Source organism: Pseudoduganella sp. LjRoot289, from assembly GCF_964252925.1.
Lineage (GTDB): Bacteria > Pseudomonadota > Gammaproteobacteria > Burkholderiales > Burkholderiaceae_D > Rugamonas.
This window is the reverse complement of sequence record NZ_CAXUPN020000001.1, coordinates 3,595,060-3,616,236: the sequence shown is the minus strand read 5'-3', so window position 1 is coordinate 3,616,236 and position 21,177 is coordinate 3,595,060. Positions and strand designations below refer to the sequence as shown.

At 60.2% G+C, this 21,177-nt stretch carries 16 protein-coding genes, 1 tRNA gene and 1 pseudogene; 12 read left to right on the top strand and 6 right to left on the bottom strand.

Annotated elements, in window-relative coordinates:
* The first annotated feature begins 131 nt into the window (after positions 1-131).
* The 5 genes from ACSQ8Y_RS15450 (at position 132) to ACSQ8Y_RS15430 (ending at position 6,164) form a co-directional block, all read left to right on the top strand.
* Positions 132-1,262 carry an HDOD domain-containing protein gene (locus ACSQ8Y_RS15450; protein WP_436267336.1) on the top strand — a complete coding sequence of 377 codons (1,131 nt, stop codon included), beginning with the start codon at positions 132-134 and terminating at the stop codon, positions 1,260-1,262.
* Between the two features lie 2 nt (positions 1,263-1,264).
* Entirely contained in the window at positions 1,265-3,292 is a 2,028-nt protein-coding gene (locus ACSQ8Y_RS15445; protein WP_436267335.1) for a putative bifunctional diguanylate cyclase/phosphodiesterase, read from the top strand.
* Positions 3,293-3,338: 46 nt separating this feature from the next.
* Positions 3,339-3,428: transfer RNA gene (locus ACSQ8Y_RS15440), tRNA-Ser, on the top strand.
* A 410-nt stretch (positions 3,429-3,838) separates the two neighbouring features.
* Complete coding sequence (locus tag ACSQ8Y_RS15435) at positions 3,839-4,990, top strand: nucleoid-associated protein (protein WP_436267334.1); 1,152 nt, start codon at positions 3,839-3,841, stop codon at positions 4,988-4,990.
* A complete protein-coding gene (locus ACSQ8Y_RS15430) occupies positions 4,983-6,164 on the top strand; it encodes a hypothetical protein (RefSeq protein WP_436267333.1) in 1,182 nt (393 codons plus the stop codon). The genes ACSQ8Y_RS15435 and ACSQ8Y_RS15430 overlap by 8 nt, the downstream gene beginning before the upstream one ends.
* A gap of 103 nt (positions 6,165-6,267) precedes the next feature.
* On the opposite strand, the gene ACSQ8Y_RS15425 is transcribed toward ACSQ8Y_RS15430, so the two are convergent.
* The 3 genes and pseudogenes from ACSQ8Y_RS15425 to ACSQ8Y_RS15415 form a co-directional block, all read right to left on the bottom strand.
* The gene (locus ACSQ8Y_RS15425) at positions 6,268-6,336 is read right to left on the bottom strand and encodes a hypothetical protein (RefSeq protein ID WP_436269836.1); all 69 of its coding nucleotides are present in this window, start codon (positions 6,334-6,336) and stop codon (positions 6,268-6,270) included.
* Between the two features lie 23 nt (positions 6,337-6,359).
* Positions 6,360-7,051, bottom strand: a pseudogene (locus ACSQ8Y_RS15420) (IS4/Tn5 family transposase DNA-binding protein); the annotation flags it as partial.
* Between the two features lie 63 nt (positions 7,052-7,114).
* Positions 7,115-8,367 (bottom strand): IS3 family transposase gene (locus ACSQ8Y_RS15415; protein ID WP_436264818.1). Its coding sequence is split into 2 segments (ribosomal slippage): positions 7,115-8,088 and positions 8,088-8,367, totalling 1,254 coding nucleotides; the frame shifts between segments, so codons are not numbered across the junction.
* A 374-nt stretch (positions 8,368-8,741) separates the two neighbouring features.
* Between ACSQ8Y_RS15415 and ACSQ8Y_RS15410 the strand changes: the two genes are divergently transcribed.
* The 7 genes from ACSQ8Y_RS15410 (at position 8,742) to ACSQ8Y_RS15380 (ending at position 17,858) form a co-directional block, all read left to right on the top strand.
* Positions 8,742-8,993, top strand: coding sequence for a type II toxin-antitoxin system Phd/YefM family antitoxin (locus ACSQ8Y_RS15410; protein ID WP_436267332.1), 252 nt, complete (start codon positions 8,742-8,744; stop codon positions 8,991-8,993).
* On the top strand, positions 8,990-9,403 hold the full coding sequence (locus ACSQ8Y_RS15405; RefSeq protein ID WP_436267331.1) for a type II toxin-antitoxin system VapC family toxin: 414 nt from the start codon (positions 8,990-8,992) through the stop codon (positions 9,401-9,403). Before ACSQ8Y_RS15410 ends, ACSQ8Y_RS15405 begins: the two co-directional genes overlap by 4 nt.
* A gap of 156 nt (positions 9,404-9,559) precedes the next feature.
* On the top strand, positions 9,560-10,138 hold the full coding sequence (locus ACSQ8Y_RS15400) for an RNA polymerase sigma factor (RefSeq protein ID WP_436267330.1): 579 nt from the start codon (positions 9,560-9,562) through the stop codon (positions 10,136-10,138).
* The gene (locus tag ACSQ8Y_RS15395) at positions 10,125-11,141 is read left to right on the top strand and encodes a FecR family protein (RefSeq protein ID WP_436267329.1); all 1,017 of its coding nucleotides are present in this window, start codon (positions 10,125-10,127) and stop codon (positions 11,139-11,141) included. Before ACSQ8Y_RS15400 ends, ACSQ8Y_RS15395 begins: the two co-directional genes overlap by 14 nt.
* A gap of 119 nt (positions 11,142-11,260) precedes the next feature.
* Complete coding sequence (locus ACSQ8Y_RS15390) at positions 11,261-14,710, top strand: TonB-dependent receptor (RefSeq protein WP_436269835.1); 3,450 nt, start codon at positions 11,261-11,263, stop codon at positions 14,708-14,710.
* Between the two features lie 104 nt (positions 14,711-14,814).
* The gene (locus tag ACSQ8Y_RS15385) at positions 14,815-16,347 is read left to right on the top strand and encodes a tryptophan halogenase family protein (protein WP_436267328.1); all 1,533 of its coding nucleotides are present in this window, start codon (positions 14,815-14,817) and stop codon (positions 16,345-16,347) included.
* Positions 16,344-17,858 (top strand): tryptophan halogenase family protein, encoded by a 1,515-nt coding sequence (locus ACSQ8Y_RS15380; RefSeq protein WP_436267327.1) that lies wholly within the window; start codon positions 16,344-16,346, stop codon positions 17,856-17,858. Before ACSQ8Y_RS15385 ends, ACSQ8Y_RS15380 begins: the two co-directional genes overlap by 4 nt.
* Positions 17,859-17,863: 5 nt before the next feature.
* On the opposite strand, the gene ACSQ8Y_RS15375 is transcribed toward ACSQ8Y_RS15380, so the two are convergent.
* The 3 genes from ACSQ8Y_RS15375 to ACSQ8Y_RS15365 form a co-directional block, all read right to left on the bottom strand.
* Complete coding sequence (locus ACSQ8Y_RS15375; RefSeq protein WP_436267326.1) at positions 17,864-19,129, bottom strand: glycosyltransferase; 1,266 nt, start codon at positions 19,127-19,129, stop codon at positions 17,864-17,866.
* 682 nt (positions 19,130-19,811) lie between these two features.
* Positions 19,812-20,498, bottom strand: coding sequence for a sensor histidine kinase (locus tag ACSQ8Y_RS15370; RefSeq protein ID WP_436267325.1), 687 nt, complete (start codon positions 20,496-20,498; stop codon positions 19,812-19,814).
* A gap of 389 nt (positions 20,499-20,887) precedes the next feature.
* Positions 20,888-21,136, bottom strand: coding sequence for a DUF2158 domain-containing protein (locus ACSQ8Y_RS15365; protein ID WP_436267324.1), 249 nt, complete (start codon positions 21,134-21,136; stop codon positions 20,888-20,890).
* Positions 21,137-21,177 lie beyond the last annotated feature (41 nt).

The window sequence follows — 21,177 nt, the reverse complement described above, 5'->3', positions numbered from 1 at the left end:
GCGTTGTCATCCGGCGGCTGGTGAAATTGCCTTGAATCAATATTTGTTCTATTATTGCACGCACGACCCACACCGAGATACTGATGTCTTTGTCTGAAGCAAGCCCATTTCCTCTGGTGGGCCTCAAAGCGGTGTCCAACGCTCAAAACGAGTGGGTGGCCCTGTCGTTTCAAGTTTCCGCGCAGGCCGACGCCGGCGCCGTCCTGGCGGCGCTGCAGAGCGTGTTCGGCTACCCCGACCTCGGCGCCGCGCTGGCGCCGCTCGACTACATCGTCGCGCTGCCCGAGCTGTCGCAGTTCGACGTCAGCCAGCTCGCCTTCCTGCCGTCCGGCCGCACCATCATCCGTATCCCCGCCGTGGCGTGCGCCCAGCCCGAGGTGCAGGCCAAATGCAAGCGGCTGGCCGAAGCCGGCTATCGCCTCATGGTGGAGGGCGAGGCGGGCGTGCACGCGGGCCAGTGCGGCATGCGCAGCCTGGCCTACGATTGCGCCGACACGCTGCCCAGCGAGCTGACCATGCTGACCATGGCCGGCCCGCACCTGGCGCTCAACGTGGACAGCCAGGCCCGCCTTGAAGCGTGCCGCGCGGCAGGCTTCACCCTGTTCAGCGGCGACTTCGCGCGCCACCCGGAGCGCCACAACAGCGTGGCCGACGGCACCTCGCGCAAGCGCCTGCTCGCGCTGCTGGGCCTGCTCGCGCGCGACGCCGATTCGCGCGAGCTCGAAATCCTGCTCAAGCAAGACCCGGCGCTGGCCTACCACCTGCTCAAGGTGGTGAACTCCGCCGCGTTCGCGCCGAAATCGACCATCCACAGTTTCGGCCAGGCCATCAATGTGCTGGGCCGGCGCCAGCTGCAGCGCTGGCTGCAACTGCTGCTGTACGCGCGCCAGCAGGAAGACGGCGGCGGCAACGCGCTGCTGCCGCTGGCGGCGGTGCGCGCGGCGCGCATGGAAGCGCTGGCCAAGGCGCGCGGCGCCGACCGCGACCAGCAAGACATGGCCTTCGTGGCCGGCGTGTTCTCGCTGCTTGACGTGCTGCTCGACATGCCGATGACCGACATCGTCAGCGCGCTCAGCCTGGACCTGGACGTCGTCATGGCGCTGCTGGACCGGACCGGCACCATGGGCGACATGCTCAAGCTCGTCGAGCACGACATGCCCGACAGCAGCGCGCTGCACGACCTGGGCATCGACCACGAAACCCACTGGCGCAGCTTGCTGCTGGCATGCCACTGGGCGATCCAGGTGAGCAGGAACCTGTAGCCATGCTAGCCCATCCGGTCTCGGACTTCCTCGGCAGCAGCGCCGCACTATGCGACGCGGTCTTGCGGCTGCGCGGCGCGGCCCTCGCCGAAGAGCTGGGCCGCATCGCACGCGACGTCGTCGGCAGCCCGCTGGGGCGCTACACGGCGGCCGGTTGCGAGCCGCGCGAGGCCTACGAGGGCGCGCTGGTGCAGGAAGTGCGGTTCGACGGCCAGTACTTCGGCCGTTTCGAAGTGGCCGGCCGCAGCGAGTACACCGACACCCAGCGCCAGCACCTGGCCGGGCTGGCCGCGCTGGCCGCCAGCGTGCTGCAAGTGCACTCCATCGCCCAGCGCAGCACGCACGCCTATGTGCAGGTCGAAGCGCAGCTGCAGCACCAGTCCCAGATCCTCGACCAGATTCACGAATCCGTGCTGACGATGGACATGAACGGCTTCATCACCAGCTGGAACAAGGGCGCCGAGCGCCTGTTCGGCTACACCCCGGTGGAAGCGGTGGGGCGCAACATCCTGTTCCTGTACGACGACGAGGACATGGGCTTCCACGACGCCTTTCTCGAAAACGGCGGACGGCTGATGGAAGTGCGGCGCAGGAAAAAGTCCGGCGAAGCGTTCTGGGCCAGCCTGTCCCTGTCCTCGCTGCACGACAAGGACGGCAAGCCGATCGGCATGATCGCCTACCTGACCGACATCACCGAGCGCAAGACGGCCGAAGAGCGCATCCACCACCTGGCCTACTACGACGCCCTGACCGGCCTGCCCAACCGCACCCTGCTGACCAAGCTGGTCGACCAGGCGCTGACGGTGGCGCAGCGCGGCAAGCTGCAAGGCTGCGTGCTGTTCATCGACCTCAACCGTTTCAAGCTGATCAATGACACGCTGGGCCGGGCGGTCGGCGACAGCCTGCTCCAAGAAGTCGCCGCGCGCTTCCGCGTGGTGCTGCGCGACCAGGACCTGGTGGCGCGGCTGGGCGGCGACGAGTTCGCCGTCGGCCTGTTCGACATCGGCCAGCACTACGAAGCGAGCCGCGTCGCGCACAAATTGCTGGTGGCGCTGAACGAACCGTTCATGATCGAAGGGCACGACTTGCGCGTGGGCGCCAGCATCGGCATCAGCGTCTACCCGCAAGACGGCGCCGACGCCGAGACACTGCTGCGGCTGGCCGACATCGCCATGTACCGCGCCAAGCAAGGCAGCGACGCCGAAGGCGAGCACATCGCTTTTTACAGCCACGACATGAACCAAGGCATGCAGGAGCGGATGCGGATCGAATCCGGCCTGCGCCAAGCGCTGGGCAACGGCCAGCTCGAGCTGCACTACCAGCCCAAGTTCTCCATTGCCGATAGCCGTATCATCGGCGCCGAAGCGCTGGTGCGCTGGCGCCACCCCGAGCGCGGCTTGGTGCCGCCCGCCGAATTCATCCCCCTGGCCGAAGCCACCGGTCTGGTGGTGCAGGTCGGCGAATGGGTGCTCGAAGCGGCCTGCGCGCAGGCGCAAGCGTGGAAAGAGGCCGGCTTGCCGCCGATCCGGCTGGCCGTCAACGTCTCCGCGCGCGAATTCACCTCCGCCTTGCCGGGGCGGGTGAAAGAGACCCTGCAGCGCTACGGGCTCGAGCCGTCGTGGCTGGAGCTGGAAATCACCGAAAGCACGCTGATGCACAATATCGACCGCGTGATCGGCATCATGGACCGGATCACGGCGCTGGGCGTGACTCTGTCGCTGGACGACTTCGGCACCGGCTATTCCAGCTTGTCCTACCTCAAGCGCTTCCCGATCGACACATTGAAAATAGACCGCTCCTTCACCACCGGGATACCTCTGGACGCCAGCGACTGCGCGATCGCCAGCACCATCATCAGCATCGCCCAGCAGCTCAAGCACAAAGTGATAGCCGAAGGGGTGGAGACGGTCGAGCAGCTCGCGTTTTTGAAAGACAGCGGATGCGACGAAGTGCAAGGGTACTTGTTCTCCAAGCCGCTGCCGGCAGGCGAGTTCGAAAAAGCGCTCAGGGAAGACTGGCTGCCCAAGTGACAGTTTTGCCCAGAGAGGGGTGATTTCTGTATAATGCGGGCACTCAGGAAGCGTGGCCGAGTGGTTGAAGGCAGCAGTCTTGAAAACTGCCGACGGGTTAAACTGTTCGTGAGTTCGAATCTCACCGCTTCCGCCAGGAAATAAAGAAACCGCCCTCTGGGCGGTTTTTTATTGCCTGGCGGAAGCGAGCAGGGCGCCTGCGCGCCCTGCGTGTGAGATTCGAAGCTCTCGCGCCTACCAGCGCGTAGCTCTCCGAATCGGCCATCTGCTGCGCGCTTCGCGCGCAGCCCCGCGCGCCGAGGGCGCGCGTTCGTGGCCCCACTTCAGGTTCTGGGCTACCCGAAGTCCCACCCCCAGCGTTCCCTACCGCATCCGAAGTCGGCGGCAGTTTACGGCCGAGCTCGTGTCCGAATGCCAGACCCGACCCCGTCGCGCTATTTTTTTGTGACGGCCCTTTTGTTACCCTGCTCGCGCATCAATTTTTGCCTGCATCATGCGTAGTTGCGGAAGCGGTTTCCGCAACCGTGCAGCGAGCACAATTTCCTCATGTTTGATATACTGTATATAAATACAGTATATTTATTTCTTGCCGGGAACATCGTTTGGGGGGAAGATGATGTTTTTTTAACCCTAGGTGTTGTTATGGCGGCAAATCCTGAAGTGGAAATTCAGCTGGAAGTCAAGGCACTGGTACTCAACGCAGTAGTTCACGACCTTCTGAGGATGGCGGGAGGAGCATTCAGCGTGGAGTGCTCTAAGGCAGAGCTAAATATAACCGCAACCACATCGAAGGTTGTTGGTCGGCTCGTTGGAGAGTACGCAAAGCGTTCCGGGAAGGCACATGGCCAGTTCGAGGCCGATGAGGTCAATTTCCCGGTGCAGCAATTTGTAAGGCAGTTCTACGAGACGAAGACGATCGATTTCATGGGGCTGACCGAGGCAATGATGAAGACGCTCCACACCAGGGCGTCGAAAACCGCTGCTGGTGGCGGCCACGTGGTATTTGCTTACATCTATCATGAAGGCATATATCAGCTGTTGGTAGCGATTGTCACTGAGGAGTGGGGGGCGGCGCTGGGGAACGATAAGGACTTTGCCGACACAGCGATCCTAGATTTGAAGGGCTTTCGTTTTGCCGGACGGATCGACCTAAATGAGTGGCAAAAGGGCGGAGACAAGTACCTTAGTTTTCTAAAAGGGCGAAGCAACGAGGTTTCTGGCTACTTTAAGTTATTCTTGGGGTGCGATAGCAGCATCACCGATTCCGCTGAAACTCGCACGCTGAAAGCGGCGCTTGATATCTTTGCTTCAGAGTCAGGCATGGAGGATAAGCAGCGATCAGATTTTTTCAGCAAGGCTTATGAGATCTGTAGCGTGTTGAATAAAGCCGGTGATCCGATTGATCTTCAGACGTTCGCTAACGAGCTCTGGCCTGGCAATCCACCTGCACTTATGCAGGTAATGGGGCGTGAAGAGCTAAAACTGTCGGATGGATTTGTCCCTGACAAGCGCGCGCTGAAAGCTTTTGTGCAGTTCGCTGGCAAGACAAAAGCTTGGGAAGTTAAATTTGCACGTAAGGCGATGTTGGATGGTGATGTTGTCTTCAATGATGATGAATCGTTGACGCTTTACAATTTGCCTGCAGAACTGAAAGAACGACTCCGTAAGGAAATTAAAGACGAAGAAGAAGATGAATAAGGTTGCCTTTTCCCATTTGCTGACTATTTACCGCGCAAGCCAATTTGCGGCGGATGGGAAAAGCGCATCTGTAAAGGTCGTGGATGAGGCAGTAGTTGATGCCCTAAATGTCGCTTTGCATGAAAGTAATATAGATGATTCTGGAATTACTGCCGATGACGATCCAGATAATATAAATATCGGGGATGTCATTCGTCTGCTAGTGGAACCTCCTAAGATATCGCTGGGGTACCTGGCGCGGAATTTTGAGGACTTTCTGCGGATGCGACGTGTCGCCTTCATCGAGCCGAAGAATTACTTCCTCATTAGAGAAGGCTACTCTAAAGCCGATGAAAATCCGCCAGACGCGGTACTGCGCTATCGTAAAGTATTGGAATTGATCGAATTGCTGAGTAAGTGCGCTGCATACCTCGATAAAGATCGGGGGGATCTCGTTTTTATAAAAGGCGGCAAGTATCCTGTTCCGGTGGATTACACTGCTGGGGAATTGGCAAGTGCCAATGTGGATGCAATCAATAAAATTCTTGATCTGTTTGTGTTACCCGATGATGCCCATAAGGAGGCTAAGTTGGCCATACTTGCAGAAGCAGCAATGGGATTATTGGAGGGAGTCGCGGTAGGCAGGCGCTTCCGTACGCTGCTGCTTGAATTATCTGAGCTGACCGATAAATTTTCTGACGGGTACAAGCTTTTTCTAGCAAATTTTTCGTATGATAAAGTCCGTGATGAACTCCAGGCTTGGAAAGTCGACTATACCGGGAAAATCCATAAGGCTTTCAGTGATATTCAAAATCAACTCCTTTCGATACCAGTGGCCACAGTTGTGGTGGCGACACAGTTGAAACCTGTATTGAAAGATCAGCAAGCTATATTTCTTGCCAATGTTGCAGTAATAGTCGGCGCGTGGATATTCTCGGTATTGTTTCTTCTTTTGTGTCGAAACCAAGGTAAGACGCTGGATGTGTTAAAGGGGGAAATCGACCGTCAAGAAGACAAGATGAGGGCGGATTATGAGATCGTGTTGGAAATGTTTCAGGACGTCTTTACGTCGTTACGCGACCGAGTAACTGATCAGGAACGCGTTATATTTGCGGTACGCATAATCCTTGGCGTGTGCTTTGTCATAGCACATTGGTTTGCGTGGCAGCTATCCAAAGGCTATCTTCTGAGTTGAAGCTTTAACTCATTCCATTACACACAACTCAGCTTTGTAACACGCTCATTTCGCGTAACACCCTGATTGTTTGAGCGGAAACCTGAGCATCGTGAAGTCCTCGTCAAATCGTTTTGACGCCCGGTTCACCGTCGTGTTTCCGTGCGAGGAAGCCGCCGACACGCGCGACCATGCGCAAGACCTCATTGATACCAGGAGGCTGACGCGCCTGGTCCATACTTGTTGGCGCACCGGTCGCGCCTTTTGCTTGCCGCGTCCCTCCATCAGAAAGCTGATTTCACCCAGTACGCCTGCCGCATCATCGCTGCTATGTCTGCCTCGCGGTCGGCGAGGTACACCAGACGGATATCGGGCAGCTGCGCCGCCAACTCGGCGACGCGCTCGTAGCCCTCCACCCACCACTCACTTTCCTTTACGCTCGCTGGGCGCTGGGGGCCGTCGGCGTCCCGCAGTTCGCGCGCCCACATCCAGCCATCGAGCAAGCCCAGCGGTTCACACTCCGGCGACACCGCATAGGTCTGATGCATGTACATGCCGCGCCGCGCTTCGTAGTTCAGCGGCCCGAGGCCTGCAATTTCTTGGCCGTTGAAGTCCAGTTCGGTCGTGTCCTGGATGCACAACACCACTTTTTGCGTGCGCATGCGCTCCACGGTGCGCGCCCAACGCGGTGCCAGGATGCCGTCCCATGTCACTTCCGGATTGGACAGGAATCGGTCGGCAGCGTGCGTCTCTGTCCAGTTGTCGCACGCCTCGGGAATGCTGGCCGTCGGCTTGGCCGCGAAGGTTTCCATCAATTTTCTCGCCCTGTTGTTGAGGCGGGCATCGCCAAGATCCAGGTCTGTAAATTCCTCGTCAGTCCATCTCTGTGCTGCAGGTTTTCCGCTCACGTGCTCCGCCCAAAAGACGAGAGTTAAAGTGGACCCGTCAGTCAAGACACTTTGCCGGTTAATTTAAGCTGTGCCCATTTCCACCTCGTCAGCTGCCCGGCGCTGCCCCGTATTTCTCTTGTCCTGCGGCTTATCGTCATCGTCACCAAACCTGTCGACGATCAATGCACCGCCGCCAACACCGGCGCTGTAGACATGGCTGGGCGTTTGGTAGCCCAGCGCCTGGTGCGGGCGCTGCGCGTTGTAGAACGCGAAGTATTGCGCCAATCCCACCGTCAACTCCGCCATGTTGACGTACCCATTCAGATACACATCCTCGTACTTCACGTTCCGCCACAGCCGCTCGACAAAGATGTTGTCCAGCGCCCGGCCACGTCCATCCATGCTGATGGTGACGCCCTCACGCTTAAGCACATCGGTAAAAGCCGTGCTGGTGAATTGCGAGCCCTGGTCGCTGTTGAACACCTCCGGCCCTCTGTGGTGGCGCAAGGCGTCCTCCAGGCAGTCCACGCAAAACGACGCGTCCATGCTATTGCTGATGCGCCAGGACAGCACCTTGCGGCTGTACCAGTCGATGACCGCCACCAGATAGGCGAAGCCCCGCGCCAGCCGAATATAGGTGATGTCCGTCGACCACACCTGGTTCGGCCGCGTTACCGCCACACCGCGCAGCAGGTACGGATAGACCTTGTGCTTCGGGTGCGGCTTGCTCGTGTTCGGCCCCGGCGCCATACCCGCCAGCCCCATGCTGCGCATCAGGCGCTGCACGCGCTTGCGGTTGACCTCATGGCCCGCTGCGCGCAGGAACACCGTCATGCGTCGGCTGCCGTAAAAAGGCCGGCGGGTGTACTCCTCGTCAATCAGCGCCCGCAGCTTCAGGTCGTCCTCGTCCTCGCACGCCTGCCGGGTTGCCGCATCGATCCGCCGGTACACCGTCGCGCGCGGCACACCGGCCAGCTCGCATTGGCGTGTCAGCGGCAGCTTTGCGTGCTCGGGTTCGATCCAGCCAAAGCGCGCCTGTTGGCTCACGGCCCCAGCTTTTTTTTAAGCCAGTCCACTTCCATTTTCAGCCGCCCGATCTCGCCGTACAGCTTGTCCTCCGGGCTGCTTTCATCGATCGGTTTCGGACCGCGTTTGGTGTCGAACAAGGCCCCGGCGTTCTCCAGGATTTCCTTTTTCCATTGCCCCACCAGCACCGGATGCACGCCGAACTCCTGCGCGATTTCCGTCACCGTCCTTACCCCGCGTACCGCTTCCAGTCCGACCTTGGCCTTGAACTCTGCCGTATGTACCCTGCGTTTTTTGCCTTCTGCCATTTGCTCTCATCCTATCGAGGACAACAGCTTAAACCAACGTCTCAAACTCGGGGTCCACTATAAGTAAACGCGAAATCGATCAAGCTTACAAGGGGCTTCGTAACTTATTGAATATAAACAGCTTTTGGGCGGCGATCAGGGCATCCCGCCGAGATGTATGTAATGGAACGAGTTATACCAATCTCAGTGGCCAACTGATGACGCAGCGTGTGGCCAGATCATGCCGGTGCGCGCAAATGGGGAGGACTGAACGATGACACGTTTCCTGGACCTATCGGCCATGACCCCGGTAGGTTTCCGGTACAGGGGCTAGGCAATTTACAGGGTACCTGCTAAAGTCTGACTAGACTAGTCAGAATTGTCGAGGAGATTTTATGCACACATGGCAAATGCAAGAGGCGAAAGCACGGTTATCCGAGCTAGTGAAGCTCGCTGAAAGTGAAGGCCCACAAGACATTACGTTACATGGGCGATCAGTGGCGGTGGTGCTGTCACGGTCAGCATTCGAGAGTTTGTCAGGTAGTAAGCAATCGCTCGTCGAGTTCATGCGCCAGTCTCCGCTGTACGGGCTCGAAGAAATCGATTTCGAGCGTGATCCAAGTGTCACGCGTGAGGTGGATCTTTGAGCTATCTGCTCGACACCAATGTGTTGTCGGAGTTGCGCCGGAAAGCGCCAAACAATCGCGTTATAGACTGGATGGCCCAGCGCCCGGCTTCAACCTTGTACCTTAGCGTGCTGACGCTTGGTGAGCTACGCAAAGGTGTTGAAGGTGTGACCGATGCAGGCCGGCGTGCGGCCCTGCTGGACTGGCTGGAGACAGAATTGCCCGTATTTTTCACTGGCCGCATTCTCCCTGTTGACACCCAAGTAGCGGACCGCTGGGGGCGCATGGTTGCAGCTGCGGGACGCCCGGTGCCTGCTATAGACAGTTTGATTGGAGCGACCGCCGCACATTACGGGCTGAGCCTGGTGACCCGAAATGTTCGGGACTTTGCCGATCTTGGGCTGGATGTGATTAACCCTTGGACTTGCTGACGCGTTGGCGTTGATTGAAATCCGACCCAACGGTCAATTGACCCTGTCGCGCACCAATTTCGCGACACTACCCCATCCGCTTTCCGGGCAACGCAGCTTGCCGTAGGAAAATCCGTTCCCGTTCGTCATACTCTGTATGGGGGGGCTGAACTGCTTATGGATGAAGATGTTGTTGAATGGGTAACGTCGAATTTTCTGCCGTTCGAGGCAGAGCTGCGGAGCATGCTGCGCCGCGTCTGCGCCAGCCCGGCCGAGGTCGACGACGTGATCCAGGAGACCTATTACAAGGTGCTCCAGATGGCCAGCATGGACCATGTGCGGGAACCGCGCGGTTTCCTCGTGCGGATCAGCAAGAACATCGTCATCGACCGGATGCGCCGCGACGCCATTGTCAGCATCGAGGCGGTGGCCAATCTGGACGCGCTCGAGATCGCCGACAGTGCGCCGTCGCCGGAGCGCGTGGCGCTGGCACGGGCCGAGCTGCGCTGGGTGATCGGCCTGATCGCCAACCTGCCCGACCGCTGCAAGGAAGTGTTCCGGGCGCGCCGCATCTATGGACTGTCCCAGATCGAGACCGCCGAAACCCTGGGAATTTCCGAAGGAATTGTTGAGAAGGAAGTAATGCGCGGCATGACACTCATTTCGGACATGATCGCCCGGGTCGGCGTGCATGACGATACCCGGGCCCGCGCCAACATCCAATCCGCCGTCAAGAAAAACCATGTCAACGATTGATAACGAAGCCCTGCAGTGGGTGATCTGCCAGACCAGGGGCGCGCTGGACGATGCCGAGCGCGCGGCCTTCGACGCCTGGTACGCGGCCGATATCCGCCATCAGGGTGCCTACCTGCGCGCGAGGGCGATCAACCGGGCGCTCGACCAGGCGCAGATTCAGAAAACCTTGCGCCCGCGGCTGGAACGGCTTGCGCTCGAGTGGGCCGGCGCCTCGTGGAACCAGGCCAACTCAAGGCGGACATTCATGAAGGCCGGCGGCGCCGCCGCCGGAATCGCCGCGCTGGCGGTTGCGGCCGTGTTGCGTGCCGCGCCGGACCGGGCCGTCCTGACGACCGCGAAAGGCGAGTTCCGCAAGGTGCCGCTGGCCGACAAATCCGTGGCGACGATCAACAGCGGCAGCCGCATCGAGTTGCGGCTGACGCAACAGAAACGGCAGGTGAGCCTGACGCGCGGCGAGGCGTGGTTCGAAGTGGCCAAGGACAAGAGCAAGCCCTTCATCGTCGACACGGGCGAAGTGCTGGTGCGCGCTGTCGGCACGGCCTTTGGCGTGCGCCGTTACGCGAATGGCGCCGAGGTACTCGTCACGGAAGGCACGGTCGAAGTCTGGAGCAAGGACGGCAGCGCGCAAAAGCGCCTGCTGACGGCTGGCGAACATGCCTTTGTGGACGTGCATGCCACGGAAATTTCAGTCGCTCGGCAGCCGCGTGAAGTCGAGCGAAAACTCGCTTGGAGGGAGGGGAAATTGATCTTTAATAATCAAACGCTCAGTGAGGCGGTTGCCGACTTCAATCGTTACAGCCCGAGGAAAATCATCATCGTCGACCCTCAACTGTGGAACCGGAAATTGGTAGGGCAGTATCAGATCGATGCGCCCGAACTGTTCGCGAAGGACGTGAGCACCTTCCTCGACGTGCCGATCGTGATCACCGCCGACAAGATCATGATCGGCGACGCGCACGGCGTTGACGGCAAGAAGGGCAATGGCGGGAGTGCCCGCGGTTAAGGTGTTGAGAAAGAAAGTTCTGTTGAGTCGTAGGAAAAAAGATTGTCATTCGTCGTATCAGTAACGGAGCAAGATAGCTCTGGCGAAGTACGGGGTTAGTCCAGGAGGAGAGACGCGTGATGCACAAACATCATTGCGGTAGTACAGCCGCTGTTGTCCTGAGCATGAGCATTATCGCTCTGCCTCAGGCCGCCAATGCCCAGGAAATCCGCAAGCCATTCCATATCACCGCAGGTCCGGCAGCCAACTCGATCACCGAGTTTGCACGCCAGGCGGGAATGAATGTATTGGCTTCCGGAGAACATCTCGCAGGCGTCAAGACCCCGGAAGTGCGTGGGGAATTGCTGGCCTCCGAGGCGCTGGACAAGCTGCTCTCCGGGACTTGCCTTATCAGTCGGGTAAATACGAGCGGAGCCGTTTTTATTATGCCGACGACGATAAGGAATCCACGTGCAGAAAATCCGAACGACTCAACCAAGGAATGTATAACAATGATGAACAATGCAATTCCAATGCAAAGGAGCGCGACCTGCTGTGCCGTCATGCTGGCGCTGGGCAGCGCCAGTCCGGCGATGGCGCAGGACAGCGAGCAGGCCATTTCCAAGCGCGACGGCAACGTGCTGGAGACTGTCGTGGTCACGGGGAGCGGTATTGCCGCTGCCTACGCGGCGGGTATCAAGACCAAGCGCGATGCGGACGTGATGGTGGAAGCGATTCGTTCCGAGGACATCGGCAAGATGCCGGACAAGAACCTTGCTGAGGCGCTGCAACGCGTGCCCGGTGTGGCGATTGATCGTGATGGTGGCGAGGGACGCTATGTCACCTTGCGCGGCTTCGGCCCGCAGTACAACACCGTGCTGTTCAATGGGCGGCGCATCGCGACGACTGAAAACACGCGTTCGTTTGCGTTCGACACCATCGCCTCCGAACTGATAGGCGGCATCAATGTCTACAAGACGCAAGAAGCCTATCTGCCTGAGGGGGGCATCGGTGGCACTGTGGATGCGCGGACCTCCCGGCCACTGGAACACCCGGGCTTTCACTTCGCCGGCCGTCTTGAGGGCAATCGCGAAGGCAACAGTGGGAAAAACTCGCCTAACCTCGGCCTGACGGTGTCCGACACCTTCCTCAACAACACGCTTGGTGTGCAACTGGGTTTGTCCTACCAGAAGCGCAACACTGCCACTTATAACGCCAATAACGGCTGCTGCGGTGTCAGCGGGGGCTTCGTGGTTGACACCGGCTTGCCGGGCCAGGTGATCCCGGGCCTCGAGAACCACCCGGGTTATTGGATGGCGGACACCTTCGGGCTCAAAGGGAAGGGCTTGTATCCGCAGGAGTTCGACAGGACTTCAACATTCGAGAAGCGCGAGCGCAAGGGCTTGTACGGCAGCGTGCAGTACAAGCCGAGCAGCGAGCTCGAGTTTGTCGCCGACTACCTGTACTCCGGGTTCAATGTCGACACGCAGTTGTATCAGACGGCAAACTGGAACTACTTCATGCCACCCGCGGACCTGACCTTCGCCGGCCTCAAGGCCGGTCTGAGCAAGTGGGGCGACAACTTTACCGATGACGAGGTCAATCGCTACATGGGCTTCCTGAAGGCCAACAGCAAGACGGTCGTCGGGCCGAACGGCGTGTTGTCGTCCGGCAGCGGGGGAGGGAGCCCGTTTGCGAATAACGAGCTCAATCATCGCCCGACGAAGACCCAGATGCTGGGTTTGAACGGCAAGTGGAAACCTTCGCGGTTTACCACGGTCACCGGCGACTTCTCCTACAGCAAGGCTGAGACGAACAACTTCGGCGCCGACCAGAATCAGCGCCGCAGCATGGTGAGTACCTTGCCAGGCCCCTACACGTATGTCGTGGGGCCGGGTGGACAAGCGTATATCACCAACAGCGCGGATTCAGCATTGGCGCCGGAGAACTTCGGCACCATGAGCATGCAGAACAACTATAACAGCGGCTCCCATCTGGATGCGTCCCAGACGCAATTCAGCTTAATGCTGGACCATCGGTTGACGCCCGAACTGAAGCTGCGTACTGGCGTGCATGCGGAGGTCGGCAAGAAGGAAAACCAGAACTATTACACGCCCTCGGGTATAGCGAACTTGTTCTGGAGAACGGCGAATGACCTCAAGCTTAAACTCACGAAAGAACAGTTCGATTCGGTTGTGAGCAGGGTGTACGCCCCGAGCGCTTCGCTTTTCGGCCAGCCCGCAAGTTCGGATACGCGCACCTTCGTCTTCAACAATGCGGGGGTCAATCAGCTTTATCTGAGTCCGAGCATCCAGAATGCGGTGCTGTCCTCATGCGTGGCGAATCCTGCCGTTTGTAATCAGTCCATTGGAGGCCTGGACAAGTTAAAAGCAAGCTTGGCGGCATTCAATGCCGCCGCCGCGGCAAACGGTGGGGATCCCTATGCGGCGCAACAGATCGGGACCGTGCCTACCAACGGCGGCGACCCCGGCTATGCGGTTCAGGAGAAGATTGCTTCCATCTACACCGATGCTTCATGGAACTTTGACGTGGCTGGCCGTAACGCCACGCTGGTCGGTGGTGTGCGCGTCACCCGGACCCGAACCACAGCTGGTGGTTGGGCCCAGGTGCTCGTCAACCTGACACCGGATACTTCGGGGTTGCCGCCCTTTAATAGCTTACTCCCCACCTACGGGGACGGGCCGGCTGGAAATCAGTTCGTGACGTCAAGCAATTCATATCTTGACGTTCTGCCGACGCTCAACTTTAAGTTTGAGCCGACGGACGATGTCGTGCTTCGTGCCGCGGCGTCGAAGTCCATGACCCGTCCTGAGTTGGGGCAACTGGTGCCCCGGTTTAGTTACGGCTCGTTGGGCATTCAGCACCGGGAGGCCACATCCAACAGCAACCCGGATCTGAAGCCCATCAAGTCGACCAATTTCGACATGGGTGCCGAGTGGTACTACGGCAAGCAGGCCTCATTGCATATTGACCTGTTCTTTAAGAACGTCACTGGTTTCCCGACCACCGAGAAGACGGATGTGGTCATTCCCTCTGTGCAGCCAGCGATCTACAATACCTTCACAGTGTCCATGCCGGTGAACGCGGGATCGGTCAAAGTCCATGGCGGCACGCTCGGCTGGACGCAGGCCTTCGACAGCGGCTTCGGTTTTGACGTCAACACCACTATCGTTCGCAGCAACAAGCACTACAATCCGAACAACTTCGACCCCCACGACGTGAATTTGCCAGGCTTGAGCGACACGATGAACCTCGTCGGTTTCTACGAGAAGAACGGGTTCTCGGCGCGCGTCGCGTTCAACAAGCGCAAGGCGTATCTTGCTACGCCGATGTACGAGGTGAGCTGGCCGACCAACGAATTCGTTCCCTTCGTTCCGGCCTACCAGACGGCCTACAAGCAGATCGATGCGCGCATTGCCTATGAGATCGCGCCCAAGGTGTCGATCTATCTTGAGGGCACCAATCTGACGAACGAACAGCCGAGGAAATGGGCCTTCGCGGAAAACCTGATCGTCGACAACCCGAGCTATGGTCGCCGTATCATGCTTGGCGTTCAGGGCAGCTATTGATGATAGCGCCTCGAGCGGCCCGCTCGTTGGGCTAACGCTAGCGCGTTGGCTGCTGGCCTCGCGGATATCCGCGAGGCCCTTTTTCCTTTCCGAGGTGTGGTTCTATGAGTGACGAGCGTCTAATTCGCAAGATTGTCATTGTTGGCGGCGGTACGGCGGGCTGGATGACGGCTGCGCTGCTGGCATCCGTGCTGTCGAAGGCCGGCCAGTGCCGCGTCGAACTGGTTGAATCCGACGACATCGGGACCGTGGGCGTTGGCGAGGCCACGATTCCACCGATCGTCGCCTTCAATCGCATGCTGGGACTGGACGAGCATGAGTTCATGCGCGAGACCCGCGCAACGTTCAAGCTGGGCATCGAGTTCCGCGATTGGGGCCGCCTGGGGCACAGCTACTTCCATCCCTTCGGCAAGTTTCCGGACGGCCCGGACCTGCTGCCCTTCCACCAGATGTGGTTGCGGGCGCGGCAGACCGGCGACCAGACGCCGCTCGACGACTACTCGATCGCCTGGCGCCTGGCCCGGCACGGCCGCTTCTGCCGCCCGGCCGCCGATGCACGTTCGCTGCTCTCCAGGGTCGGCTATGCCTACCACTTCGATGCCGGCTTGTATGCCGCCCACCTGCGCAAGCATGCCGAGGGCATGGGGGTCGCGCGCACGGAAGGGCGCATCGTCGAGGTGCGGCAGCATCCCGAATCAGGCTTCATTCTTGGCGTCCGTCTCGAAGACGGACGAGAGGTTGGCGGGGACTTCTTCGTCGACTGTTCCGGTTTTAGAGGCTTGCTGATCGAGGAGACCTTGAAGGCCGGCTTCGAGGATTGGCAGCACTGGCTGCCGTGCGACCGCGCCTACGCAGTGCCGACTGAAAGGAAGGGCCCGCTGCGGCCCTATACGCAGTCCACGGCGCATGAGGCGGGGTGGCAGTGGCGCATCCCCCTGCAGCATCGCACCGGCAATGGCCACGTGTTCTCCAGCGCCTACATGTCCGAGCAGCTTGCACTCGACCGTCTGGTGCAGAACCTGGACGCTCCTGCGCTGGCAGAGCCGCGCCTGATACGCTTCAGGGCGGGGCGACGCCGCAAGGCCTGGGACAAGAACTGCGTGGCGATCGGCCTGTCCAGCGGCTTTCTCGAGCCGCTGGAATCGACGTCTATCCATTTTGTGCAGGACGCGATCTTCCAGCTGCTCATCAATTTCCCCGACCGCAGCTGCGATCCGCTCTTCGCTGCCGAGTACAACCGCTGCATCCAGGAGTCCTACGAGCGCGCGCGCGACTTCGTCATCCTGCACTACAAGCTGAACGAGAGAACCGATGCGCCCATGTGGCGGCACACCGCCGAGATGACGGTGCCGGACGCGATACAGGAGCGCATCGAGCACTATCGCGCGTCGGGAAGGGTGCACGTCCAGGACCAGGTGGAACTGTTCAGCCGGGCCAGCTGGCTGGCTGTGCTCAACGGCCAACTGCTGCAAGCAGAGCGCATCGATCCGCTTGCGCAGATGTACGACGCCGCCCGCTTCAAGCCGCTACTGGGGGGGCTGCGCGGACTCATCGACGACGCGGCCCGGGCGCAGATGAGCCATGAGGCCTACATCGAGCAATATTGCCTGGCTCCAAACGTGAACGGCCCGCTATGAATGACAACGCCATCCGCAAGATCGTCATCGTCGGCGGCGGCACCGCAGGCTGGATGGCCGCCGCGCCGCTCATCCAGCGCCTGGGGCGCGACGCGCGCGAGCCGTGCGAGATCGTGCTGCTCGAGTCCGCCGAGATTGGCACGATAGGCGTCGGCGAGGGCACCATGCCCAACATCCACAGCTATACGATGGCGCTGGGGCTGGATCACACCGAGTTCTTGCGCCGCACGAAGGCCACTTTCAAGCTTGGCATCGAATTCAAGGATTGGGGGCACATCGGCAACCGCTTCTTCCACGGTTTCGGCGAGTTCGGTCCATCGATGGCCGACGCGCCAGCCCTCCACCACTGGTTGCGCCTGCACCGTGCCGGCGGCATGGGCTCGCACGAGCAATGGTCGCTGGTCACCGAAATGGCGCGCCGGAACCGCTTCACACCGCCCGGCGGCTTGCCGCCGCCATACACCAACAGCTATGCTTTCGCCTACCACTTCGACGCCGCACTTTTCGCGTCCTTCCTGCGCGACTATTCGGTGCAGCGTGGCGTGCAGCGCATCGAGGGCACCATCGTCGACGTGACACTGCGCGCCCAGGATGGCTTTGTCGAGTCGGTCACCTTGTCCGATGGCCGCCGCATCGGCGGCGACCTCTTCATCGACTGCTCAGGGCAGCGCGCGCTGCTCATCGAAGGGGCGATGGAATCTGGCTTTGACGACTGGAGCCGCTGGCTGCCGGTTAACCGCGCGATCGCCATGCCGAGCGCAAGCGCCCCCAGCCTGGCGCCGTACACGCTTTCAACGGCGCATGCGGCTGGCTGGACATGGCGCATCCCGCTGCAGCACCGCATCGGAAACGGTCACGTCTACTGCAGCGATTTCACGACCGATACCGAGGCCGAGCAGGTGCTGCTGCGGACGGTCGATACCGCGCCGCTGGATGCGCCGCGAGGGCTGCGCTTCACCACCGGCAGGCGTCGCCGCATGTGGGTGAAGAATGTGGTCGCCATCGGGCTTTCAGCCGGCTTCCTGGAGCCGCTGGAATCGACGGCCATCCAGCTCATCTTGTCGGCCGTGGGCAGGCTCATCAAGCTGTTCCCGGACCGCGACTGCAGCGCGCATCTAGCAGGCGAGTTCAACCGCCTGATGGCTCAACAGTACGAGTCGATTCGCGACTTCATCATCCTTCACTACAAGATCAACCGGCGCACGGACTCCGAGTTTTGGCGCTGGTGCCGCGATGCCGAGATCCCCGATGCGCTGCAGCACCAGATCGAACTTTTCCGCTCGAGCGGGCTGATCGCACAGACGGATCCTGGCGGCTTCACCGAGTTGTCCTACCTGTCCGTATTGCTCGGCCTGGGCGTGCTGCCGGAGCGTCACAATCCGATGGTGGATCTGCTCGACGAGCAGGCAGTGCGCTTGCATTTTGAGCGCCTGCGTACCGGCATCCAGGCGGCAGCCCATGCAATGCCCGATCACGCGGCATACATCGAGCGCCTGCTGGCCGCCAGGTAGACATTTCAGGCCTGCCCGAACGCCTGCCCCACCAGCCTGACCGCCTCGGCGACCCCGTTTTCCTGCCGCATCGCACTGGCGACCGCCTGGGCCTTGATCTGCATCCCCGGCGTGTTCCGCACCAGGGCGATCCGTTTCGCCAACGCTTTCGCCGTCACGCTATACCGCCTGGTGGGCTTGCCGGCGATACCCATGCGCCGCAACTCCAGGCCCCAATGCTCCTGCTCGCTGATGTGCGCCACGACAACGGACGGCTTGCCCGCCAGCGTTGCCGATTGCGTCGTGCCGGCGCCACCGTGATGCACGACGGCGTGGCAATGCGGGAATACCGCATGGTGCGGTGCCGCATTGACGTAGAGCACCTGCTCGCAGGACTTGAAGCCGCACTCCTGCCACGAATGACTTTGGATAATCGCCCGGCATCCCGCCAGGCGTGCCGCGTCCGTCAGCAGGCGCAGGGTGCTGCTCTGGGTGGGGATGTCCTTGGGCATCCAGCTGCCCAGCGTCATGTAGAAGGGCGCATCACCGGCTTCCAGGAACGCTGCCAGCGCATCCGGAATGCTGCCTTCAAGCGCGAAGTTCGGCATGTCCAGAAAACCGCAAGCGCGTGCCGATGCCGGCCAGTCCGCCTGCGGCTCGCATATCTGCGGGCTGACGGCCACCAGCGTCAGCTTCGGCGACATCCATACCTGCGTGACCACGTCGTCCACCAGCGGCATGCCGTGGTGCTGGCGCAGGCGGTTCGAATACGGCCTGAGCACGCTGTTCAGGGCCGCCTTGGTCAGCCACCACAGCATGCGATTGCCGGTCTTGCCGATAGAGCGCGTGCCGAGCGGGTTTTTAAAGGCACTGGGCACGGCGGCGTGCGACAGCAGTACGCTGATGTAAGGCTTGCCGGCTTGCTCCGCGGCGATCTGTAGCGGATGCATGAAGTAGTGGCCTATCAACAGGTCTGCGTCCGCGCTCAGCTTGCGGGCGGCGTCGAACATGGCGTCCTCGGCCGGATCGAAGCACATGCGCAATATCTTCGCCATTTGCGCCATGGGATTGCGGGTCTTGTAGGCCGTCCGGCCAAAGGTGTCGGCATCCTCGGCACTCATGACCGGCGAAGCCAGCACGGCGATCTTGACGCCCCGGGCTGAGGTGATGCCATCGTAGGCGGCGCTGTCGACGCAGGTGATCAGCAGGGTGACTTCATGGCCCGCCGCTTGCAGGCCTTCGGCGAGCGCCAGGAAGGGGCGGATGTCGCCATGGCTGCCCCAAGTTTGCATACCTATTTTCAAGCTTGCCTCGCGATGGTTGTGACGCGGTTGTGTTTTTATTTTGGCAAGATTGTAGCGTATGGCTCCGTTTTCGGCTGGATTCGGCTGGATTCGGCTGGAGATGGTCCGGCATGCCGCCGGGGCCGGCGCACTGGCGTTCCAGGAAAGAACTAATTCCTATTGGTATTTGATTTTAATCAAAGACGCGCGCTGAAATGCTGCGAGAATAAACTATTCCAGCGAGAAATATTGTGGAGCATCAAAGGGCACGATGGGGGCTGTCATACAGCGTTCTTTGGACGAGTGGGGAGGGAACCTGCCTGAGCTGCAAATAGGAGCGGGCGTCTTCTTCACTGGAGCAATACAGTATGCCCAAGGCCCTGTTGATGACCATCGTCATCGCCTTGTCTTGCCTGCGGTCCCTGGTCCGGCTTCGATGGGGGAGGAATATTACGCGGGAAATGATTGCCAAGGGAACTTGAGCGGCAATCAAGATGCGGACGCATTCCTTGTGGTCGGAGGGAGTAAGTTTGGATTGGGCGGCATTAATAGCCCCTTCCATTTGGCGGTTGCACCTGCGTTCCATATGAAAGTATCTTCAATGAGAAATATCAGAAGGTACCATGCGCCGGCTCAGCATTAGCAGGTCGATGGGGCTGTTTTGATATACGTCAATATGTACCACCGCGCTTCAGCCCGTGGGCTTCAATATGGCGTCGGACGGCGCTGTCGGGAGGGGCAGTTCGATAGCGATGCGGGTGCCGTGGCCGTCTGTGCTGTCGGCCAGGCTGCCGATGGCGATATCGCCGTTCAGCGCCCATACCCGTTCGCGCATGCCGATCAGGCCGAAAGAATGCGGCTTGTCCAGGTCGGTGGGCGCAATCCCGGTGCCGTTGTCCTCCACATACACACGCAGTGCATGACCGCGTTTGCGCACCGAGATCAGCACTTCGGTGGCGCCGGCGTGGCGGGCGATGTTGGTCAGTGATTCCTGAACGATGCGGAACACGGCGGTGCTGTACCTGTCGTCCAGGATCAGCTCGTCCTCCCGCGCGTCGAGGTGGTAGGCAATACCGTGCCGTCGTCCCCATTCCTCCTGCAGGGTCTGCAGTGCGTAGTAGAGGCCGCCTTCGTCCAGGGCGGCGGGACGCAGGTCGGTGGCAATCCGGCGCAGCGTGGTGAAGGCCTGCTGCAGCAACTCGTCCATGCTGTGCAACTGGCGCTGAGCCTGCAGCGAGCGCAAGGGCTGCTGCAGCAGCAAGCTGAGGTCGACGCGCAGGGTCGCCAGCAATTGGCCCAGGTCGTCATGCAGTTCGCGCGCGATATGGGCCCGCTCTTCTTCCCGTGTAAGTTGCAATGCAGCGGACAGGTCGCGCAATTGCTCATAGGAGCTCGTGTAGTCGGTCGCGCGGCGCCCAATCGCGAGCCCTTCGCGGCGGCAATGACCCGGCGATGGATTTCCGCCATCGGGCTGGCTGCGCCGGCGCAGGTGTTGCTGGGACCACAGCAACGCCGCAGCATCCGCCGTTGAGGTCCACCGCCACCCTGTCTTGCTCTTATGGATCATGCCTGTCCTTGGGTGCTGAAATCTGATTAAATATTGTATAACAACCAACCAAAAAAGCACGGTTATGTTGCAGCGCAGCGTGGTTAATAATAAACATTTCTCGCTGGCAAATATGGGCCTGCGACGCAGGCCGCGGCGGGGGGCGGCCTTGGGGCAGTTCGGAACATGGGTGACGTGGGCGGGGAGGCGCAGGGACGCGTTCAGGTGGCGGGGCCGGCAGGCCGGGCATACCGCTCCGGCCCATGCAGCGGCCAGGCGCTGGCACGGCTTACAATGTCGAGCGAGGCCACCGGAAAGGCCTTCTCGAAGCGGAAATGGGTGTCTTCCCAGATGCACAGGACAGCCTCGGCTTCCCCCTCGGGAAAAGGGTAGCGCTGCGCCGTGCACAGCACTTCCATGTCGGCGCCGCCGGTCTTCAGCCTGACCACATCTCCGGTTTGAAATCGCATGATGAGCGCAGGAATAATGATGACTAAATCATAGCGTTTTT

Excerpts from the sequence above, each read along its gene's own strand:
- ACSQ8Y_RS15445 (WP_436267335.1), top strand. The coding sequence starts at position 1,265 with ATGCTAGCCCATCCGGTCTCGGACTTCCTCGGCAGCAGCGCCGCACTA.
- ACSQ8Y_RS15435 (WP_436267334.1), top strand. The coding sequence starts at position 3,839 with ATGTTTGATATACTGTATATAAATACAGTATATTTATTTCTTGCCGGG.
- ACSQ8Y_RS15430 (WP_436267333.1), top strand. The coding sequence starts at position 4,983 with ATGAATAAGGTTGCCTTTTCCCATTTGCTGACTATTTACCGCGCAAGC.
- ACSQ8Y_RS15410 (WP_436267332.1), top strand. The coding sequence starts at position 8,742 with ATGCACACATGGCAAATGCAAGAGGCGAAAGCACGGTTATCCGAGCTA.
- ACSQ8Y_RS15400 (WP_436267330.1), top strand. The coding sequence starts at position 9,560 with ATGGATGAAGATGTTGTTGAATGGGTAACGTCGAATTTTCTGCCGTTC.
- ACSQ8Y_RS15395 (WP_436267329.1), top strand. The coding sequence starts at position 10,125 with ATGTCAACGATTGATAACGAAGCCCTGCAGTGGGTGATCTGCCAGACC.
- ACSQ8Y_RS15390 (WP_436269835.1), top strand. The coding sequence starts at position 11,261 with ATGCACAAACATCATTGCGGTAGTACAGCCGCTGTTGTCCTGAGCATG.
- ACSQ8Y_RS15385 (WP_436267328.1), top strand. The coding sequence starts at position 14,815 with ATGAGTGACGAGCGTCTAATTCGCAAGATTGTCATTGTTGGCGGCGGT.
- ACSQ8Y_RS15380 (WP_436267327.1), top strand. The coding sequence starts at position 16,344 with ATGAATGACAACGCCATCCGCAAGATCGTCATCGTCGGCGGCGGCACC.
- ACSQ8Y_RS15375 (WP_436267326.1), bottom strand. The coding sequence starts at position 19,129 with ATGCAAACTTGGGGCAGCCATGGCGACATCCGCCCCTTCCTGGCGCTC.
- ACSQ8Y_RS15365 (WP_436267324.1), bottom strand. The coding sequence starts at position 21,136 with ATGCGATTTCAAACCGGAGATGTGGTCAGGCTGAAGACCGGCGGCGCC.